At 34.2% G+C, this 19045-nt stretch carries 22 protein-coding genes and 1 pseudogene; 22 read left to right on the top strand and 1 reads right to left on the bottom strand.

Translation table 11 applies throughout. The features are described from left to right. Window positions 1–107: 107 nt before the first annotated feature. From modA to RBU59_RS00200, 6 genes and pseudogenes are all read left to right on the top strand, one after another. The gene (gene modA / locus RBU59_RS00175; RefSeq protein ID WP_308145873.1) at window positions 108–953 is read left to right on the top strand and encodes a molybdate ABC transporter substrate-binding protein; all 846 of its coding nucleotides are present in this window, start codon (window positions 108–110) and stop codon (window positions 951–953) included. 217 nt (window positions 954–1170) lie between these two features. Continuing rightward, window positions 1171–1983, top strand: a complete 813-nt coding sequence (locus RBU59_RS00180; protein ID WP_308145874.1) for an ABC transporter permease — start codon at window positions 1171–1173, stop codon at window positions 1981–1983. A gap of 13 nt (window positions 1984–1996) precedes the next feature. Further along, window positions 1997–2713 carry an ATP-binding cassette domain-containing protein gene (locus RBU59_RS00185; RefSeq protein WP_308145875.1) on the top strand — a complete coding sequence of 239 codons (717 nt, stop codon included), beginning with the start codon at window positions 1997–1999 and terminating at the stop codon, window positions 2711–2713. Further along, window positions 2703–3233, top strand: a complete 531-nt coding sequence (locus RBU59_RS00190) for a hypothetical protein (protein WP_308145876.1) — start codon at window positions 2703–2705, stop codon at window positions 3231–3233. Before RBU59_RS00185 ends, RBU59_RS00190 begins: the two co-directional genes overlap by 11 nt. Before the next feature lie 27 nt (window positions 3234–3260). Further along, window positions 3261–3446 (top strand): hypothetical protein, encoded by a 186-nt coding sequence (locus RBU59_RS00195; RefSeq protein WP_308145877.1) that lies wholly within the window; start codon window positions 3261–3263, stop codon window positions 3444–3446. Between the two features lie 736 nt (window positions 3447–4182). Then, a pseudogene (locus tag RBU59_RS00200) lies at window positions 4183–6771 on the top strand (heavy metal translocating P-type ATPase). A 147-nt stretch (window positions 6772–6918) separates the two neighbouring features. On the opposite strand, the gene RBU59_RS00205 reads toward RBU59_RS00200, so the two are convergent. Further along, entirely contained in the window at window positions 6919–7797 is an 879-nt protein-coding gene (locus tag RBU59_RS00205) for a LysR family transcriptional regulator (RefSeq protein WP_308145878.1), read from the bottom strand. Window positions 7798–7907: 110 nt separating this feature from the next. Here RBU59_RS00205 and RBU59_RS00210 point away from each other — a divergent pair, with 110 nt between their 5' ends. From RBU59_RS00210 to RBU59_RS00285, 16 genes are all read left to right on the top strand, one after another. Beyond that, window positions 7908–8897, top strand: a complete 990-nt coding sequence (locus RBU59_RS00210; RefSeq protein WP_308145879.1) for a YeiH family protein — start codon at window positions 7908–7910, stop codon at window positions 8895–8897. 550 nt (window positions 8898–9447) lie between these two features. Further along, window positions 9448–9894 carry a DUF134 domain-containing protein gene (locus RBU59_RS00215; RefSeq protein WP_308145880.1) on the top strand — a complete coding sequence of 149 codons (447 nt, stop codon included), beginning with the start codon at window positions 9448–9450 and terminating at the stop codon, window positions 9892–9894. A 193-nt stretch (window positions 9895–10087) separates the two neighbouring features. After that, the gene (locus tag RBU59_RS00220; protein ID WP_308145881.1) at window positions 10088–10579 is read left to right on the top strand and encodes a C-GCAxxG-C-C family protein; all 492 of its coding nucleotides are present in this window, start codon (window positions 10088–10090) and stop codon (window positions 10577–10579) included. Window positions 10580–10903: 324 nt separating this feature from the next. Next, window positions 10904–11266 carry a NifB/NifX family molybdenum-iron cluster-binding protein gene (locus tag RBU59_RS00225; protein ID WP_308145882.1) on the top strand — a complete coding sequence of 121 codons (363 nt, stop codon included), beginning with the start codon at window positions 10904–10906 and terminating at the stop codon, window positions 11264–11266. 28 nt (window positions 11267–11294) lie between these two features. Beyond that, on the top strand, window positions 11295–12122 hold the full coding sequence (locus tag RBU59_RS00230) for an ATP-binding protein (RefSeq protein ID WP_308145883.1): 828 nt from the start codon (window positions 11295–11297) through the stop codon (window positions 12120–12122). Further along, on the top strand, window positions 12116–12991 hold the full coding sequence (locus tag RBU59_RS00235) for an ATP-binding protein (protein WP_308145884.1): 876 nt from the start codon (window positions 12116–12118) through the stop codon (window positions 12989–12991). The genes RBU59_RS00230 and RBU59_RS00235 overlap by 7 nt, the downstream gene beginning before the upstream one ends. Before the next feature lie 15 nt (window positions 12992–13006). Next, entirely contained in the window at window positions 13007–13363 is a 357-nt protein-coding gene (locus tag RBU59_RS00240) for a NifB/NifX family molybdenum-iron cluster-binding protein (RefSeq protein ID WP_308145885.1), read from the top strand. Window positions 13364–13378: 15 nt separating this feature from the next. After that, window positions 13379–13810: a Fur family transcriptional regulator gene (locus RBU59_RS00245; protein WP_308145886.1), complete on the top strand. Its 432-nt coding sequence runs from the start codon at window positions 13379–13381 to the stop codon at window positions 13808–13810. Window positions 13811–13907: 97 nt separating this feature from the next. Further along, on the top strand, window positions 13908–14741 hold the full coding sequence (locus RBU59_RS00250) for an MBL fold metallo-hydrolase (RefSeq protein ID WP_308145887.1): 834 nt from the start codon (window positions 13908–13910) through the stop codon (window positions 14739–14741). 367 nt (window positions 14742–15108) lie between these two features. Then, complete coding sequence (locus RBU59_RS00255; protein WP_308145888.1) at window positions 15109–15585, top strand: DUF134 domain-containing protein; 477 nt, start codon at window positions 15109–15111, stop codon at window positions 15583–15585. 283 nt (window positions 15586–15868) lie between these two features. After that, window positions 15869–16183 (top strand): hypothetical protein, encoded by a 315-nt coding sequence (locus RBU59_RS00260; RefSeq protein ID WP_308145889.1) that lies wholly within the window; start codon window positions 15869–15871, stop codon window positions 16181–16183. After that, a complete protein-coding gene (locus tag RBU59_RS00265; protein ID WP_308145890.1) occupies window positions 16173–16715 on the top strand; it encodes an SPASM domain-containing protein in 543 nt (180 codons plus the stop codon). Before RBU59_RS00260 ends, RBU59_RS00265 begins: the two co-directional genes overlap by 11 nt. A 96-nt stretch (window positions 16716–16811) precedes the next feature. Next, complete coding sequence (locus RBU59_RS00270) at window positions 16812–17135, top strand: iron-sulfur cluster assembly scaffold protein (protein WP_330698446.1); 324 nt, start codon at window positions 16812–16814, stop codon at window positions 17133–17135. A 71-nt stretch (window positions 17136–17206) separates the two neighbouring features. Further along, the gene (locus RBU59_RS00275; protein WP_308145891.1) at window positions 17207–17698 is read left to right on the top strand and encodes a flavin reductase family protein; all 492 of its coding nucleotides are present in this window, start codon (window positions 17207–17209) and stop codon (window positions 17696–17698) included. Between the two features lie 92 nt (window positions 17699–17790). Further along, window positions 17791–18630, top strand: coding sequence for an Mrp/NBP35 family ATP-binding protein (locus RBU59_RS00280; RefSeq protein ID WP_308145892.1), 840 nt, complete (start codon window positions 17791–17793; stop codon window positions 18628–18630). Between the two features lie 115 nt (window positions 18631–18745). Further along, entirely contained in the window at window positions 18746–18931 is a 186-nt protein-coding gene (locus tag RBU59_RS00285; protein WP_308145893.1) for a hypothetical protein, read from the top strand. The last annotated feature ends 114 nt before the right edge of the window (window positions 18932–19045 follow it).

Consider the following 19045-nt stretch of genomic DNA (forward strand, 5'->3'; position numbering starts at 1 on the left):
CTTATTTGTTTTCAAGTATTTGTATCAGTTACTGCATAATTCGTGATTAGTAATTGAAATTGTCAGTGCTGAAAGTTAATTCACATAATTTTAAAAGGAGGGTTCGTATGAAAAGAGGAAAAATAATCTACATTTTAATTTCTATTTGTTTTGGGGTGGTTATGCTTACTGCATGCACGTCGAAAACTATAACAACTGAATCTGCTAACGAAAAGGATACAATTGAGACGGATGATAAGAGTAATGATATGGTAACTACAGAAGTACAAAGCACATTAGAAGGTAAGACACTATTTGTATATTGCGGAGCGGGAATGACAAAACCATTTACTGAAATAGTGGAGGACTTTCAAAATGAATCAGGAGCAACAGTAGAAGTAACTTATGCAAATGCAGCACAGATAATTTCACAGATTACTGCTTCTAATGAAGGTGATTTATTTATTGCAGGTGATCAGGGAGAACTTTCTGCTATACAAGATGAGTATGTTGCAAATACAAAAATTCTTGTAAAGCATATTCCCGTAATTGCAGTTCAAACAGGGAATCCCAAGGAAATCAGTACTTTGATAGACTTTGCAAATGAGGGCGTCAAAGTGGTTCTTGGAGATAGTGAGGCTACACCGATAGGAAAAATTTCTGATAAGGCTTTAACGGATGCCGGTGTTCTTGATAATGTAAACGTAATTGCACGGACAACAACTGCTCCTGAAATTACTACAGCTCTTTCATTAGGGCAGTGTGATGCAGCAATAATATGGAAGGAGAATACAAACGCAGAGGGAATAGAAGTTGTTGAAACTACGGATATGGATCAATATATAAAAATCATTCCGGCTGCCAGTTTAAAATGCAGTACAAATACAGAGGTGCTGGAAGCTTTTCTTACATATCTGGATACTGACGCAGCAAAAAGCATTTGGGAAAGTTATGGGTATGAGCTAATAAATTAGCATACATAGGGAAGTGTGAAAGAAAATTTAAGTAAGAAAGGTTGCCATATGTGGATTCTTTCACCCTTTTATTATTTGTGGCAGTATCGCAGGCCGGCCTGCGATATGCAATGGGTGTAAAGAGTGAAAGAAAAGCATTTTCACTCCGAAAGAACCCATAATACGGCTTCTTTCATTAGATATTACGCCGCTGTGAGCGGCAAAATGAGAGGAAAATATGAAAAAAAAACCTTTGCGTTCAAGTATGTTTGATAAATTCACAATAGCAGTAGCATTTTTTGTGATTACTATTATTTTTATTACAGTAATGACTATTATTATTAAAGGTTTTCCTTATATAGGATGGACTTTCCGCTCGCAGGAAGTGATTTTTGCAATTAAACTCAGCTTGTATACTGCTAGTGTGTCAACTGTAATATGCATTATTTTAGCAGTTCCCACAGCATATGCCTTAATCAAAACGAATATGCCTCTTAAGAGGTTTTCACAAGTTTTGCTTGAACTACCGCTTTCCCTTCCATATCTGGTTATAGGTCTTAGCCTTTTACTGATTTTTTCCTCTGATCTTGGTAAATGGCTGAATACTATAGGTTTTAAAGTTGTCTTTTCTCAAAAAGGAATTATCATAGCACATATCTTTGTTAACCTGCCTTTTGTAATTCGAATTGTTAAGACCGCATTCCAGGAAGTAGATGTTCGTCTTGAATTTATAGCCAGAATGCTTGGGGCAACGAAAGCACAAAGTTTTTGGACAGTTACAATGCCCCTTTCAAAAAACACCATTATAGGAGCTATTATTTTAGCATGGTCCAGAGCTTTAGGAGAATTTGGCGCCACCTTAATGTTGGTGGGAACAACCAGAATGAAGACAGAAACACTGCCGGCAAGTATTTACTTAAATATGGCAACAGGTGATATGGGTGCGGCTATGGCTTCGGCAGTAATTCTTCTTTTAATCTCAGCGATTTCTCTATTCCTATTTAACAGTCTAAACAGAAATTCGGAAGGAAATAGAATTAAACTTTATTAAGGAGGCTGCTGTAATGATTCACGTTAATCGTTTTTCAATACGGATTCATAATTTTAAATTGACTAATATACAGCTTGAAATATCTGAAAGCGAAATTTTTGCAATACTAGGTAAAACAGGATCAGGTAAAACCATGTTACTTGAATCAATAGCAGGTTTTTACAGGGGGGATTCCGGTGCTGTCTATATACAGGGAACCGATGTCGTTGATATAGAACCGGAAAACAGGCAGATAGGGTTCGTTTACCAAGATTTTGGCCTTTTTCCCCACATGACAGTGTATGAAAATATACAGTATGGTTTAAAAATGCATAAGATAAATAAAAAAAATAGCGACAAGACTGTACGTGACATGGCTCAATTATTAGGTATTGAATATATCCTGGAACAATATCCAAGTACTTTGAGTGGTGGAGAACGCCAGAGAACGGCATTAGCCAGAGCGCTTGTCCTAAATCCTAAAATCCTGCTTATGGATGAACCATTTTCAGCACTCGATCCCAAAACTAGAAATCAAATGTATGAACTAATAAAGAAAATTCATAGTACATTTCATTGCACCATACTGTTTGTAACACATAATTTTCATGAAGCACAGCGGATGGCAGAACGTATCGGCATAATGGTGAATGGAGAACTTAGAACTGTTTGTAAGTCAGATGATTTATTTCAAAGATATGAGGATTTAGAAATCGAAGAATTTTTAGGAGAAAATTTTAATGACAATTGAACAAATATATAAAGTGTTAAGAGAAGGGTTAAGAGAAATTATAAAACAAAATAATTTAACAGAATCGCAGATTTGCATCACATCGAAAGCTCTAACACCGGAAGAAGCCATTGGCATTACACAAAGAAAGGATTTTCCAATATTAGTAGGAAAAGAAATTATGCTGCAAGCTTTATTTCGGGAGGGAGAGGGACAGTCATTTACAGACTCCCCGGCAGTCTTTTACGGAGGTCTGGATGAAATATTAGAGATGGATATTGTGAATGATGCACATGCAAGAGGACTTTTTATAGCTACCTTAAATGCAGTAATGAAACAGGTAGGATTAGTCGAAAATACAATTCATTGTAAGAATAAAGAACCAGAGTTATGTGCTCAAAAATTTGTTACCCACATCCGAACAAATTACGGTAACCCTAAAATTGCCTTAATTGGGTATCAGCCGGCATTATTGGAACATTTATCAAATGAATTTAATTTGAGGGTTCTGGATTTAAATCCGGACAATATTGGAAAATAAAAATATGGTATTGTTGTAGAAGATGGATTGAAAGATTTTGAACAAGTTGTAGTAAAATGGGCAGATTTGGTTCTTTGTACAGGAAGCACAATCTGTAATGGTTCAATTGTAAACTTTTTGAATTTAGATAAAGAAGTATTATTTTTTGGAACAACCCTTGCGGGTGCAGCACAGATGTTAAGCCTAAAAAGAGTGTGTTTTTATTCTTCGTAATTGCATTAAAAATTATTGTGTGTAATGAATCAAATACCCGATGCGTGTATTCTCCGGAGCAGGAGAAAGATATTGATGGGCTGGAAATCTCATTTCTTCCGCTTTCAGTTAAACTGAAAGAAAACAGTATTATTTTTAATGACAAAGCCGAATGTGACTTTCATGATAATAAATTTCTTATTCAAACCTACCATAGTACAGTAAAAAATATGTGCTCAGATTGTTCCAGTTGCCGTCAATGCCACTAATAAAAAAATAAATCCTATCATATTGAGAAGATTTATTAAAGGGGGGAAAATGGTATTAATTTATATCTTTCGCATTTTCATAAAGTTTTTATATTTCATTCCATGATACCATTTTTGATAAAATAAAGGCGATTATGATTCTTGAAAATGAGACAAATTTTTAAATTGCAGGTTATAAATTGTATTTATACGGTTACTGTATGGAATGTCAGAAAAAAATAATATCGAAAATATATCAGAATTTAAATTATCATTTTAATAAATAAAAAAGGTATCTAAATAGGATATCTTTTTTATTGCCTTTTAATTGAATGGAAACTGAATATTGAGTGAGACACAAAAAAATAGATTGATATATTTTTAAACTGGATATAGAATAATAATGAGCATATGATAATAATCGTAACAATATACAATTAAAATATAATTATTTTAATTGTAGAAAGACATTTGGTTTTATAAAAATTGAGAGTTGAGGTAGTATGAATATGTTACAAAAATTTAATATTACGGGCATGACATGCTCGGCTTGTTCTTCTCATGTAGAGAAAAATGTTGCTAAATTAGAAGGAATAAACAAGGTTACGGTAAACCTGTTAACTAACAGTATGCAGGTGGATTATGAAGAGAGTGCGTTGACTTCGCAAACAATAATAAAAGCTGTAGAGAATGCCTGATATGGTGCAAGTATTTATGACCAGACGAAAGCGGCAAGTTCATCGAAAGGTCAGGATGAAAACCGTCAGCATTTGGACGATGAAATAAAAGGTATGAAAAATAGATTAATATTATCGATATGTTTTTTAATTCCGTTAATGTATCTATCCATGTATCATATGTTTTTCGAGTGGTTTGGATTACCAATACCTGATTTTGTAAAAAACTATTTTTATGGGAATAGGAATGCAATAACACTAGTTTTTTCACAATTTTTATTCGTTTTACCAATATTATTTGCTAACCAGAAATATTATAGAGTAGGATTTAAAGCACTTTTTAAGGGCAGCCCTAATATGGACAGCTTAATTGCCATAGGTTCATCGGCGACGGTTTTATATGGAATATATGCTATCTTTCGAATTGGTTATGGACTAGGTTATGGCGATATGAATGCGGTCGGACAGTATAGTCTGGATACTTATTTTGAATCAGGAGGTATGATTCTTACATTAATAACTGTTGGTAAATATTTAGAAACGAAATCCAAAGGTAAAACAAGTGAGGCAATTACAAAATTAATGGATTTGGCACCTAAAACGGCGACAATAGAAATAGACGGTAAACATAAGGAAATACCAGTTGAAGAAGTGCAAATAAATAACATTATATTGGTGAAACCCGGAAGCAGTATACCTGTTGACGGAGTTATTACCGAGGGTACAACCAGCATAGATGAATCTGCAATTACAGGAGAAAGTATACCGGTTGAGAAGAAAACTGGGGATAAAGTAATATCTGCAACTGTAAATAAAACTGGCTTCATAAAATTCAGGGCAACTAAAGTCGGTGATGACACTACCTTAGCTAAGATAGTACAGCTTGTTGAAGAAGCAAGTGCAAGTAAAGCACCAATCGCCAAAATTGCAGATAAAATAGCAGGGATTTTTGTACCGATTGTAATCACAATAGCAGTTATATCTTTTATAGTTTGGATACTTCTTGGAGCAAGATTTGAATTTGCAATGTCTATGGGGATTGCAGTATTGGTGATTTCCTGTCCATGTGCATTAGGACTTGCAACACCGGTGGCCATTATGGTAGGAACAGGTAAAGGTGCAAATCTTGGAATATTGATTAAATCGGGAGAGGCATTACAAATTACAAAAAGTGTCGATACGGTTGTCTTTGATAAAACAGGAACCTTAACAGAAGGAAAACCGGCAGTGACAGATATTATATGTTTTACAAACGGAATCGATACGGAGAGATTCTTACAAATTGCTGCAAGTATTGAAAACGGAAGTGAACATCCTTTAGCAGAGGCGATTGTAAATGAAGCACAAAGGAAACATATTGAATTATATATAGTAGATGAATTCCAAGCAATCTTTGGTAAAGGAATTATGGCACAGATACAAAATACAAACTATTTGGCAGGAAATTCTAAATTGCTGGAGGAGAATCAAATATTTTTATCGGATGAACAAAAAATACAAATGGAAATTCTTGCAGGGGAGGGAAAGACTCCGCTTGTATTTACAGAGAATAATATACTGATTGGAATCATTGCTGTAGCAGATACCTTAAAAAAGACAAGTTCAAAGGCAATAGCCGAATTTAAGAAAATGGGAATCAAGACTATTATGTTAACGGGTGATAACCAAATAACAGCATCGGCAATACAACAAAACCTCCAATTAGATGAAGTAGTGGCAGAAGTGCTTCCGGAACAAAAAGAGGAAAAAATACGGCATTTAAAAGAAGCAGGGCATAAGGTTGCAATGATTGGTGATGGTATTAATGATGCCCCGGCACTGGCACAGGCAGATGTGGGAATAGCGATTGGAGCAGGGACCGATGTTGCAATTGAAAGTGCAGATATTGTTCTGATGCATAATGATTTATTGGATGCAGTGACGGCAATCAGGTTAAGCAAGGCAGTTATACGTAACATTAAGGAAAATTTGTTTTGGGCATTTTTTTATAATGTGGTTGGTATCCCATTAGCAGCTGGGGTCTATTATTCGATTTTTGGATGGAAACTGAATCCGATGTTTGGAGCAGCAACTATGAGCATAAGCAGTATTTTTGTGGTAGGTAATGCACTGCGTTTGAGATTCTTTAAAGAGAACAAAATAATTAATATACAGGATGAAAGAAATCTACAGCAGACTGTTAAAGAAAACGGAAATCAGGAGAGGAATGAGATAAAAAAAGTATTAGTGATTGAGGGAATGATGTGCGGACGTTGTACAGGAAGAGTTAAAGCTGCATTAAAAGAAATTCCAGAAATTTCTGCTGTAGAAATGTGTTTGGAACAAAAAACAGCAAAACTTAGTTTAGAAGAACCGGTGGCTGATGAGTTATTGATACGTACAATAGAGTCAGTAGGCTATCATGTAATAAAAGTAATATAATTAATTGTTAATTGACTTGATTTTTCCACCCGTAGGTTACAAATACATTTGAATAATAAATTGATAAATCTATTTTTTATTTCCTAAACAGTATGGAAATAAAATGATATATTAGGGGGCTTTTAATATGCAAGTCCCCTTTTTGTATCATGCATTAAATTGTTTCGTTGTAACAATAAATTGATTTATGATATCAGATAGGTATTTATTTTTATGATAGCAAATTTTAAAATTACGTTTGAATTCAATCCCTGCAATAGGAATTCGGATAAGCTCGCCTCTTTTAATTTCATTTTGTACAATTCGTTCTGAAATTACGGTTACCCCCAGCCCTTTTTCTACCACACTCTTAATAGTATCCGAATTATTACAAGTCCAACTGGCTTTCCAGGATATTTGATTTGCGGCCATAACATCTTCAAATGTATCTCGGGTTCCACTGCCTGTTTCACGTATTATAAAATTTACATTTTCTAAATCCGTAGGTACTATTTTCTTTAAGTTTTTAAATCTATGCTGTTTTCCACACACGAATACTAATTCATCATCCATAAATGGGATACTGATGATATCCGAAGAATGAATTGATCCTTCTACAATACCCAAATCAATTTGATCCTGTAGAATTAAATCTTCAATCTTTTTAGTGTTATTTTCATAAACTTCCACATTAGCCTTAGGTTTGATTTTCTGAAATTCCAATATCACTTGGGGCAGAAGACAGGTGCATATGGTTACGCTTGCTCCAATCCGTATGAAACCACCCTCTTTAAGCATCCTCATCTCGCTATCTGTTTCCTCATTCATACGTACTATATGTCTGGCATAGCTAAGCAGCTTTTGACCTGCCTGAGTTAAATACAATTTCCTTGATAATCGTTCAAACAGTTTTGAGTCATAATGATTTTCCAGTTCCGCTATCGCCTGGCTTACAGCAGATTGTGACAAATAAAGTTTTTCACCAGCGGTTGTCATATTCATGGTATCACATACGGTAACAAATATTTTGTAATGTCTTAATGTCAATTAATTCACCTCATAGATTAGTAATTACTTATTATATTAATAAGATAATAATATTTTACTTATTGTATGTCAAGGATTATGATAAAGAAAACATCTAGGAGGACATCGAAATGAATATATTAAGAAAGAAAATACCCGGAATAATATTAGCCTTTATTATTGCAATTCCTGCATGGTTGATAGGAAATGAATTCCTTGTTATTGGTTCACCGGTATTGGGCATTTTATTGGGAATTCTTTTATCTGCTTTGAAAAGACCGTTTATTTTTGAAGACGGAATTAAATTTACGTCTAAGAAAATACTTCAATACTCAATTATCTTATTGGGTTTTGATATGAACCTATATCAGGTTTTAAGTACAGGAAAGGAAACTTTGATATTACTCTTTTTTACTCTTACAACTACATTTATAATTGCCTATATTGCAGGCAGGTCTTTAAATATTGATCCAAATACAAATATCTTAATAGGTATCGGTTCAGCAATATGTGGAGGGTCTGCTATAGCAGCAACTGCGCCTGTCATTAAAGCAAAGGATGAAGAGATAGCACAGGCAATATCAACTATTTTTCTTTTTAATGTGATTGCAGCCTTTCTATTTCCTTTTATTGGTCATGTTATGAATATGAATGATCATAACTTTGGATTGTGGGCAGGAACCGCGATTAATGATACCTCATCAGTTGTAGCTGCAGGATATACTTATAGTAATGCAGCAGGCAGTCTTGCCGTAATTGTTAAATTAACAAGAACGCTTATAATTGTACCAGTTACACTTTTTTTAGCTCTATACACTTCCAAAAAAAATTTGGAAAATAGTAGGACAGAGTATAATATAATTAATATATTTCCATGGTTTGTTATAGGTTTTATTTTGGCATCCATTCTTAGTACATTTTCGCCAATTCCGGCTGAATTCAATTATTTGATGACTAAGATTGGTAAATATCTCATTGTTATGGCAATGGCCAGCATAGGTTTAAATACAAATATTGTTAAATTAGTAAAAAACGGAGTTAGACCTATATTACTGGGATTGATTTGCTGGGTTTCTTTAGCCATAGTTTCCCTCGCAGTACAATATCTGATATTAAAATAAACACATCATGGTTTACAACTATGACATTATTACATTAAGTGATTGACAAGAGATGAAACTTCCGGTGTTCTGATGATGTATAGATTTCCGGTGAGATAGAGTAGGTAAAATAATTAATATATTAAGTCTGGCAGTTCAAAAAGGAATGACTGCAAATGAGTTGAATACATATCAGGTAGCAACGCATCCGTTACTTACTGCGTCGTCTATGGCTTATCCTATAAATACAGCCACATGGTGCTTTAATATATATTAGAATAATTTATTTGAATAACAAAAAATTATTGTTTATTATTAGAAAAAGATAGGATCATTTACATCCTGTCTTTTTTTACATTGTAAGAAAAGACTGCATTAGTAAGCTTTTTTATATTGTTAAGATAAATTTTATCAAGTCCTCTTTAAATGTTTCAAGCATAATGTTATGATAGATAAATGATACTTGTGTTTATCTAAATGATATAAATTTTATGTTCAATAATCTGCAAGAGCAATAAATGATACTAACATTACTTTAATAGGCCTGCATAAAATTATAGGGAGGATTGGTATGCCAAGACCAATGAAATTTAGAAGAGTAGAATATTTTCCTAAGGATACTTATTTTGTGCCCTTGGGAAAACCCAAATGTGAATTAGAGGAAATAGTTTTAAAAATAGAAGAGCTTGAGGCTATGAGATTAAAGGATATAGAGGGTTTAAATCAGGAAGAATGTGCCGAAAAGATGCAGATATCCAGACAAACGTTTCAAAACATTATTGATGAAGCTAGAAGAAAAGTTGCAGTAGCATTAAGCGATGGGAAAGCGATTAATATTAACGGGGGTAACTATATTTCCAGTCATTGTAAGTTTAGATGCATGGATTGTGGAAGCGTTTATCAATTGACTTCTGCACAGGATAAAATGTCATGTCCGGATTGCAGTTCTAATCGAGTAACATGCGGAAAAAATTCTGAATTTTGTAAAAGCTGGTGCAGAAGTGACTTAGGAGAATGACTAGTGGGAATTATAAAGGTAAGGTATATCATGGTAAATATTCTTTGTAATCTAAAGAGATAAAAATTTATTTAATAGGTAAATTCTGTGATTTTATTAATAAAATATTTGACATATGTATATAATCTGCTAAAATATATTAAGGGCATATGCTTATAATAACCCAATATATTAATAAAAGAAACAGAAAGTTATGAGGATTAACGAAATGGATACAGAGCTGGATATTACAGAAAAATCACATTCCGAATTAGCAATGGCATTTTTTAAGGAAGGTTACAATTGCTCACAATCAGTATTTTTGGCGTTTTGTGATGAATATGATATGGATTTTGAGATGGCTTCAAAAATCAGTTCATCATTTGGTGCAGGAATGGGAAGATTAAGAGAGGTGTGTGGGGCGGTAACAGGAATGTTCATGGTGGCGGGAATGATATATGGATATACGGATCCAAAAGACCAATATTCCAAAACAGAGCATTATAAAAGAATCCAATACCTAGCAAAAGAATTTGAGGAAAAGAATCATTCTATCATATGCAGGGAGTTGTTGGGATTAAAAGCCGATAAGGATAGCCCTGTACCTGAGCTTCGTACAGCAGAATATTATAAAAAACGGCCGTGTATAGAACTTGTTGGAATGGCGGCAGATATAATGGATAAATACATAAAGGAACATAATTAAATTTTTATAAATGAAAAAAAGTAAACGGATTTATATGCTGAAAAGTGTATAAATCTTTTTTTATTCCTTAGAATAGTTCTCCGAACCTCCCTAAGAAATAAAAAGCCCTGCCGGGCAGGATGCACATGACGCGCCAGATGTATATTGTCACTGGAGTGTCAGCGCGTCATCGCTTGATTCTAACGAGCGAAACTTTTAATGAGATGTGTAACAATAAAAATTAATTAAACGAAATTGGCATTTGACAAAAACTCAAATAAATAGTATTATGATAATTGGCATATGCTCATAAAATATAGTGCAAATGGGAAGAGAGGTTTTTTAATGAAAATTGCAGTTTCAGCAATAGGAAAAGAGAAAGAAAGTCTTTTAGACAGACGGTTTGGGAGATGCGAGTATTTTTTAATTTTCGATATGGAAACAGGTAACATAAAAGCAATTGGGAATGACGGATTATCTTCAGGCGGTGGCGCAGGAATTGCTGCAGCGAGCCAGATAATAGAGGAAAATATTTCTGCTGTTATTACCGGCAATTTAGGTCCAAATGCATTTGAACTGATGGAAAAGGCAGGAATCAAGGCTTATAGCTGCGATATAGTACCAGCCTTTAAAGCAGTTGATCTGTTACAAAAAAATAAGCTTTCTGAAATTAATACTGCAGTTGGCGCACATAATGGTATGAGATAAATAGAAAGAAAAATAATAAGGTGTAAATATGAATATAGCAATACTCAGCGGAAAGGGAGGGACCGGAAAAACAACGGTTTCTACGAATCTTGCATTAACAATAGGTGTTAGTTATGTTGATTGTGATGTAGAAGAACCAGATGGATTTATTTTCCTGGATCCTCCAATTCAAAAAAGGGAAGATGTGTTTGTGGAATATCCTGTTATTGATACGGAAAAATGTACGTTATGCGGGTCGTGTGCGCAGGTGTGTCAGTTTCATGCACTTGCGAAAGCAGGAAAAGAAATCGTTATTTTTGAAAAGTTATGCCATGACTGCGGTGCGTGCAAATTAGTATGTAAGACAGGAGCATTATCTTATGGGAAACGTTCCATAGGAAAGCTGGAGGGCGGTACAACCCAAAAAATCAGCTGTAAGAGAGGTATCCTAAACGTTGGTGAACCTATGGCAGTTCCGGCTATAAGAAAATTATTAGGCAGTTTATCAAAAGAAGACCATCTTCTGGACTGTCCTCCCGGAACATCCTGTAATGTAGTAAATACCCTGAAATATGCAGATGCAGCTATTCTGGTTACAGAACCGTCAAAGTTTGGGCTTCATGACCTCATAATGGCGGTTGAGCTTGTAAAGCTTTACAAAATACCGTATGGAATTATAATTAACAAAGACGATGAAAAAGACAATTTAATTAAGAACTATTGCAAAGAAAATGAAATCACACTACTTGGAACTATCCCATATAAAAAATCAGCTGCAGCAATTTATTCCAGGGGGAATATGTTGTGTGAGGATGAGTTCTATAAAAATATTTTTATATCCATTGCAGCAAAGATAAAGGAGGCTTTCCCATGGTAATTACAGTGTTAAGCGGAAAAGGCGGAACAGGAAAAACAACTGTGGTGGCTGCTTTAGCGGAACTTGCAGGAAAAGTAATTAAGGTTGACTGCGATGTGGATGCTCCGAATCTTTATCTTTTTTATAAAGGAATGGATATAGAAAAGAAAAATTTCTATGGCGGTAAAAAAGCAAGGATAAATAAAAGCCTTTGCATCAGCTGTGAAATCTGCGAAGAAGTATGTAAATTCGGTGCTGTTAATAATGCATCGATCGATCCGTTTGCCTGTGAGGGGTGCGGCGCATGTACTTTGGTATGTCCGCAGAATGCAATCGTTCTGACAGAGGAAAAATCAGCGGATACCTATTTAACCAGAACAGAGAAAGGAATCATATCAAGGGCATTTATGGGAGTTGGGAGTGACGGTTCCGGTAAGCTGGTAACATACCTTCGAAAAAATGTGAAGCGGTTTGAAGAAGATAATACGATTACAATTATTGACGGCTCTCCGGGAATCGGATGCCCTGTAATTGCTTCTATTACCGATACGGATATTGCATTGATCGTTACGGAACCAACCAGGTCCGGACTTGATGATTTGAAAAGAATCTTAGAATTGGCAGAACGTTTTGAAACACAGGTTATGGTTTGTATCAATAAATATGATATTAATACTGATATGACATCACAGATTGAAAAATATGCACAAGAAAAGAACCTTTTTGTGGTGGGAAAGATACCGTTTGATAAGACAGTCATGGAATCTGTTAATGCATTAAAGCCGATTACGGAATTTAAAGACAGTTCTGCAAGAAAAGCAATCGAAGAATTATGGATTTATATGAATAGTATAATGATTACCAAAGGTTTTTTAAAAACAAAAAATTAACGGAGGAATAAAAAGATGAGAGTAGCAGTAGCAAGTGATGGAAATATGGTAAGCGGACATTTTGGGCATTGTGAAGGTTTTACATTGTATGATATCGATAATATTAAAGTAACAAATAAAGTTTTTGTAGAAAATCCCGGACATAGACCCGGATATCTTCCAGTATTTTTAAAAGAACAAAAGGCAGACGTAATTATAGCAGGAGGGATGGGTGAAACTGCACAGGAACTGTTTGTCCAAAATGGTATTGAAGTCGTAGTTGGTGCACAGGGAATCTCTGACGATGTAATTAATCAATATATTGGTGGAGTACTTAAATCAACCGGCAGTATATGTACCGAACATGCACATGAGGGTCATTGTAATGATTAAGACAGGTGGGTCTTATTGAAAGAAAATCTTATTTGGTATAAAGAAATCCTGGCGGATCATGGAATTAAAAATACCAGGCAGAAAGAATTGATTCTATTGGAATTAATGCAATCTTCCTGTCATTTAACGGCGGAAGAGATATATCAGCATCTGAAAACTAAAAGAATAGGGCTGGCAACGGTGTACCGCTGCCTTAAAGTTTTTGTAAATTTGGAAATTGTTAAAGAAATTCCAATGGTAGAAGTAAATTATTATGAGTTAAAAATATTTAGTAAAAAGCCCTTGCATATTCATTTTAAATGTTCCAACTGCAACGTTATGTTTGATATTGACGATATCGATATTAATCTAGATTACATTAAACTAAATGAAAAAGTTGAGAAGAAAAGAGAATTTGAAGTAAAGGATGCAAATATTACTTTAATGGGTCTTATTTTCTGTTCTTAGGAAAATTATTCAATCTGCCAATATTTTTTCAGATATATAATTGTGCTACATAACTAATTTACTATTTAAGATGTTAGGAATATTTGAGGATAATATAATGGAAATACGGATAACAACGTTGATTGAAAATAATATGGATGATAAAAATGAATTGTATAATGAACATGGACTTTCATTGCTTATAGAAGCAGATGGAAAACAAATCTTGTTTGATACGGGACAAAGTGGGGATTTTATTAAAAATGCGGAAATTATGGAACATAATTTGGAAAATTTGGATTATGTTATATTCAGCCATGGTCATTACGATCACAGCGGAGGTTTCAAGAAACTGGCAGAAAAATTTAAAATACCGCAATTGATTGTTGATAAAGAATTCTTTAAACCAAAATATAAAATCGTATCTGAAAATGAATACAAATTTAATGGAAATACAATTGATGAAGAATTTATTACCCAAAAAGGAATCTATTTAAATAAAGTGGATACAGATATGATTTATTTAACGTCTCATCTTATTGTCTTTCATCATTTTCGAAAGAGTAACGATTTCGAAAAACAAAAAAATAAATTCTTTATTAAAGAGAATGATTCTTATATACCTGATGCATTTAATGATGAGATAGCATTTGGCATTATGACTGAAAAAGGATTCGTTGTTATTGTAGGCTGTTCTCATGTAGGGTTGATTAATATATTAAACTCAATAGCTGAAAGAATAAGTATTCCGATTTACGCTGTGATCGGAGGAACTCATTTAATTGAAGCGGATAAAATAAGAATACAAAAAACCATAAAAGAACTGAAAAGCATGGAAATCCAATTAGTAGCCGTATCTCACTGCACAGGAGAAGAGGGTATTTTTGATATCAGTCAGGAATTTAAAGAGAAATTTATTTATAATAATACCGGTAACAAGATTGTAATATAAAAAGATGTTATTCAGAATGTTTTACGAAACTTTTATAATAAGGTATTTTGAAACAAAAAATACTTTCCTTTTTTAGTAGAATAAATAGTAATTGATGCATTTACAGAAAGATTTGAAAAATAAATTAAGGTATTTAAACAAAACATTGCAAGTACCCGGTTGAATGTACTACGTGCCATTTTAGATGACCTTATGATGATAATATTGACATTTATATTAAATCAGATATTATTATAAGTAAGGGCAAGATAGTTAGAATTTCCGGCTGATAAAAAATTATCGAAAGAAATGCCTTAAAGTTATTTTTATAATATTTATTTGCAAGATATTTATTCAAAGCGGATATTCGCAATATAAGGAGAAAAAGATGGCGAGACCCACAAAATGGAGAAAAATTGAACATATACCTGCGATACCTTATTTTATACCTTCTGAAACAGAAGTTGCCGAATTGCCTGAAAACATCCTGAAACTGGAGGAAGTGGAAGCAATAAGGCTTAAGGACCTGGAAGGATTGGAACAGGGGGAATGTGCAGAAAGAATGGAAGTATCAAGACCTACCTTTCAGAGAATTTTACTTTCAGCTCGTGAAAAACTGGCAGACAGTTTAATTAATGGTAAAATGATTCATATAGAGGGGGGGAATTTTACCCGAAATATATGTCCTATCCGATGTTTGGATTGCGGAAAAGAATGGAAAGAAAGTTATGAAAACCTCGATCTGATTAAAAATGGTCAGTATGTATGCCCGGATTGCGGTTCTGTAAAAATCATATGTGTAGACAACTGCAAAGGAAAATTCTGTCATAAAAATTGTTGGCGTTATGGAAGAATGGATTACTAATATTTAAATATATTTAACATATTAAACTGTCAATGTACTCTCAAAAGGGAAGTACATTGACAGCTTTTTTATTTACGCGATAGTTAAGTGAGTATTTACCAGCTTATGATGGCAGTTGCATCAATTCGAACATGCTATCCAAATCAGAGAAACTCGCACACCGTATTTCTTGCGGTTTATCTAAAGAAAGGCCTGAATCTTAAAAATGGATATTGACATATGCCCGAAATTGGACTAAACTAAGTTAATGAGCATACGACCAAAATGCATAGGAGGAAAAACGGTGATACATGTCTACTCACTGAATGGTTTCAATATAGCAATTGATGGCAACAGCGGAATCATTCATGTATTGGATAAATTAACATATGAAATTTTAAAAGATAGTAAGGAACTTCCTTTACTTAACAGTGTAATGAAAAAATTATCTCATAAATATGACAAAAAAGATATTGACGAGGCGTATCATGAAATTGAAATGTTAATAAAACAGGGAACACTTCTTACTTCCGAGAAAGAACTGGAACAGTCTGTTTCTATGAAAAATATCAATAAAAATCTGAAAGCTCTATGTCTTCATATATCATTTGGGATTTAAGGAAATTTCAGTTGAACCGGTTGTTGGTTCAGGAAGTGATTTATATTTTACGGAATCCGATATTCCTGAATTATTCCAGGAGTATGAAAACCTGGCACTGCAATACATCGAACGTTTGTCCGGTGATAAAAAATTTCGGTTTTATCATTTTAATATCAACCTGGAAGACGGTTCGTGTTTATTTAAAAGAATTACGGCTTGCGGTGCAGGTTACGAATATTTAGCCGTATCCCCCGAGGGAAAACTTTATCCTTGCCATCAGTTTGTTGGAGAAGATAAATTTATAATTGGAGATATATATAACGGTATATCCAACCACGAATTAGAAAAGGAATTTGTGGAAAATACCATAATAAAGAAAGAAAAATGCAGGGACTGCTGGGCTAAATTATTTTGTTCGGGGGGTTGTCATGCAAATGGTTATTATACCAATGGATCCATAGCAGAACCGAATGATATCAGCTGCATTTTGCAAAAGAAAAGAATTGAATGTGCAATTATGATAAAAGCATGGCAGTCAGAACATAAATGAATGGTAAGGCAGGGTGTGGTTATATGAATTTGGGATTATTTTCTGATAAGGTAATTGAGCATTTTATGTCGCCCAGAAATGTTGGAAGTATGACGGATGCCGACGGAGAAGGGAGTTTTGGGGGAACCGGAATGCGGCGACTCATTGACTATTTACATAAAAGTAAAGGACAATATGATTGCGGACATAAGTTTTCTGGTTTTTGGCTGTGTAGCTGCCGTAGCGTCAAGTAGTATGACCACCCAGCTTGCAAGAGGAAAATCATTGGAAGAAGCTTTGCAAATAACAGATAAGGATATTGCCGATGCTTTAGATGGACTTCCTGAACATAAGATACATTGTTCCGTATTAGGCGCAAGTGCATTGAAAAATGCTATTGAAAATTATTATATGAAACATAGGGATTGGGAGGTGAAATAGTAGTTTTATTTAATATTATCAGTCGTAGTTTTTTTAAATGAAAATTATTAATTGAATAGGAGTGAAAAGTTATGCAGAAGAAAGAAGCAAATAAAAAAGGAGCCTTACAACCGGCACCGAAAGTTTTAGTATCCTGTCGTGGATTAAATGGGGAAGATAATGTTCTGGCAGTAGGATATTGCGGGAACTGCAGTTATACACCTCCCATGGTTATGGTAGGAATTGTTCCAGCAAGATACTCTTATAAAATGATTAAAGAGTCAGGCTGTTTCGTTGTGAATCTTGTGGACAAGAATTATCAGGAAACCTTTGAATATTTGGGCAGTCACAGTAAAAGGGATTGTGATAAATTAAAGGAGAAGAATGTAAAACTTAAAAGTGGTGAAAAGGTTAAAGCTCCATTATTAACCGATTGTCCTGTAAACATTGAATGTACGGTTGTTGATTCCATTATGACAGGTTCACACGAAATGTTTATTGGCAGAGTTGAATATGTTCATGCAGATGGAAATCTGGTTGATGAAGAAGGAAATATTGACTTTTCTAAAATTAACTTTATTTAACCTTACAAGTAAGTCCACCGCTTCCTGGCGTAGGGGACCTGAGAATATCCGCTTTGACTTACTTAAAATAAAATGAATAGGAGCTTGATAATATGTCTGAAAATAGTAGAGAATGTTCTGATAGCGAATGTAGTAAAGAATCCTGTGAGGGATGTGATAAAAGTCAAAAAAGTATGATAGAACCAGTAAATGCGTATAGTACCGTAAAACATGTTATTGGTGTGGTCAGTGGTAAAGGTGGAGTCGGCAAGTCGTTTGTTACCGCTATGCTTTCTGTATTGTTAAGCAGAAAGGGGTACAATGTGGGAATATTGGATGCAGATGTTACAGGACCATCAATCCCTAAAATGTTTGGTATTACGCAAAAAGCCAAAGCAAATGAATTTGGACTCATTCCGGAACATACACATAATAACATACAGATTATGTCTGTTAATTTACTTCTTGAGCAGGAAGATACTCCGGTAATTTGGAGAGGGCCTTTACTGGCTAATACGGTAAAACAGTTTTGGACAGAGGTTGTTTGGGGTGAGTTAGATTATTTGCTTATTGATATGCCTCCCGGAACAGGGGATGTACCTTTAACTGTATTTCAATCAATTCCTTTGGATGGCATTATTGTGGTTACTTCTCCTCAGGATCTTGTTTCTATGATTGTAAAAAAAGCTTATAACATGGCAAAGCAAATGGATATTCCGATATTAGGATTAGTAGAGAATATGAGTTATGTGAAATGTCCAAAATGCGGAAATGAGCTTCCGGTCTTTGGTGAAAGTAAACTGAAAGAAATATCGGATGAGATTGGTGTTGACATTTTAGGGAGAATTCCAATCGATCCGGAAATTGCAAAATTAGTTGACGCTGGAAACTTCGAGAGATTTTCCTGTGATTATTTATCAGATGCTCTGAAAAAGATAGAAAATACGTTATAGATGAGAGAATATAATGGAAACTACAACCAGATTAACAGCCAGATATGCAGAGACGGATCAAATGGGAATTATTCACCATTCAAAATTATGCAGTGTAGTTTGAAGCAGCCAGACTATGCTCATAAGCCTAACGAAAGTTCGTATTATTTTTTCCTATGCAATTACCAATGTCTATAGTCAAAAGGTATTGGCAGCAGGCGAAACGAAACATGCATGGACGAATAAATCATTAAAACCGGTTAATGCGGAATCCGAACTTCCGGAGGTTTACTCATTATTGAAGAAAATAATGGAAAAATAGTTTATTTTATTATACTAAGTAAAAAAATAATGTAATAATTCAAATACAAACAGGTGGTTGCGAAACATAAAGTTACATAACTACCTGTTTCAATACAAATAATATGGAGACAGT

Origin of the sequence: Anaerocolumna sp. MB42-C2 (assembly GCF_030913705.1) — a bacterium.
Classification (GTDB): domain Bacteria; phylum Bacillota; class Clostridia; order Lachnospirales; family Lachnospiraceae; genus Anaerocolumna.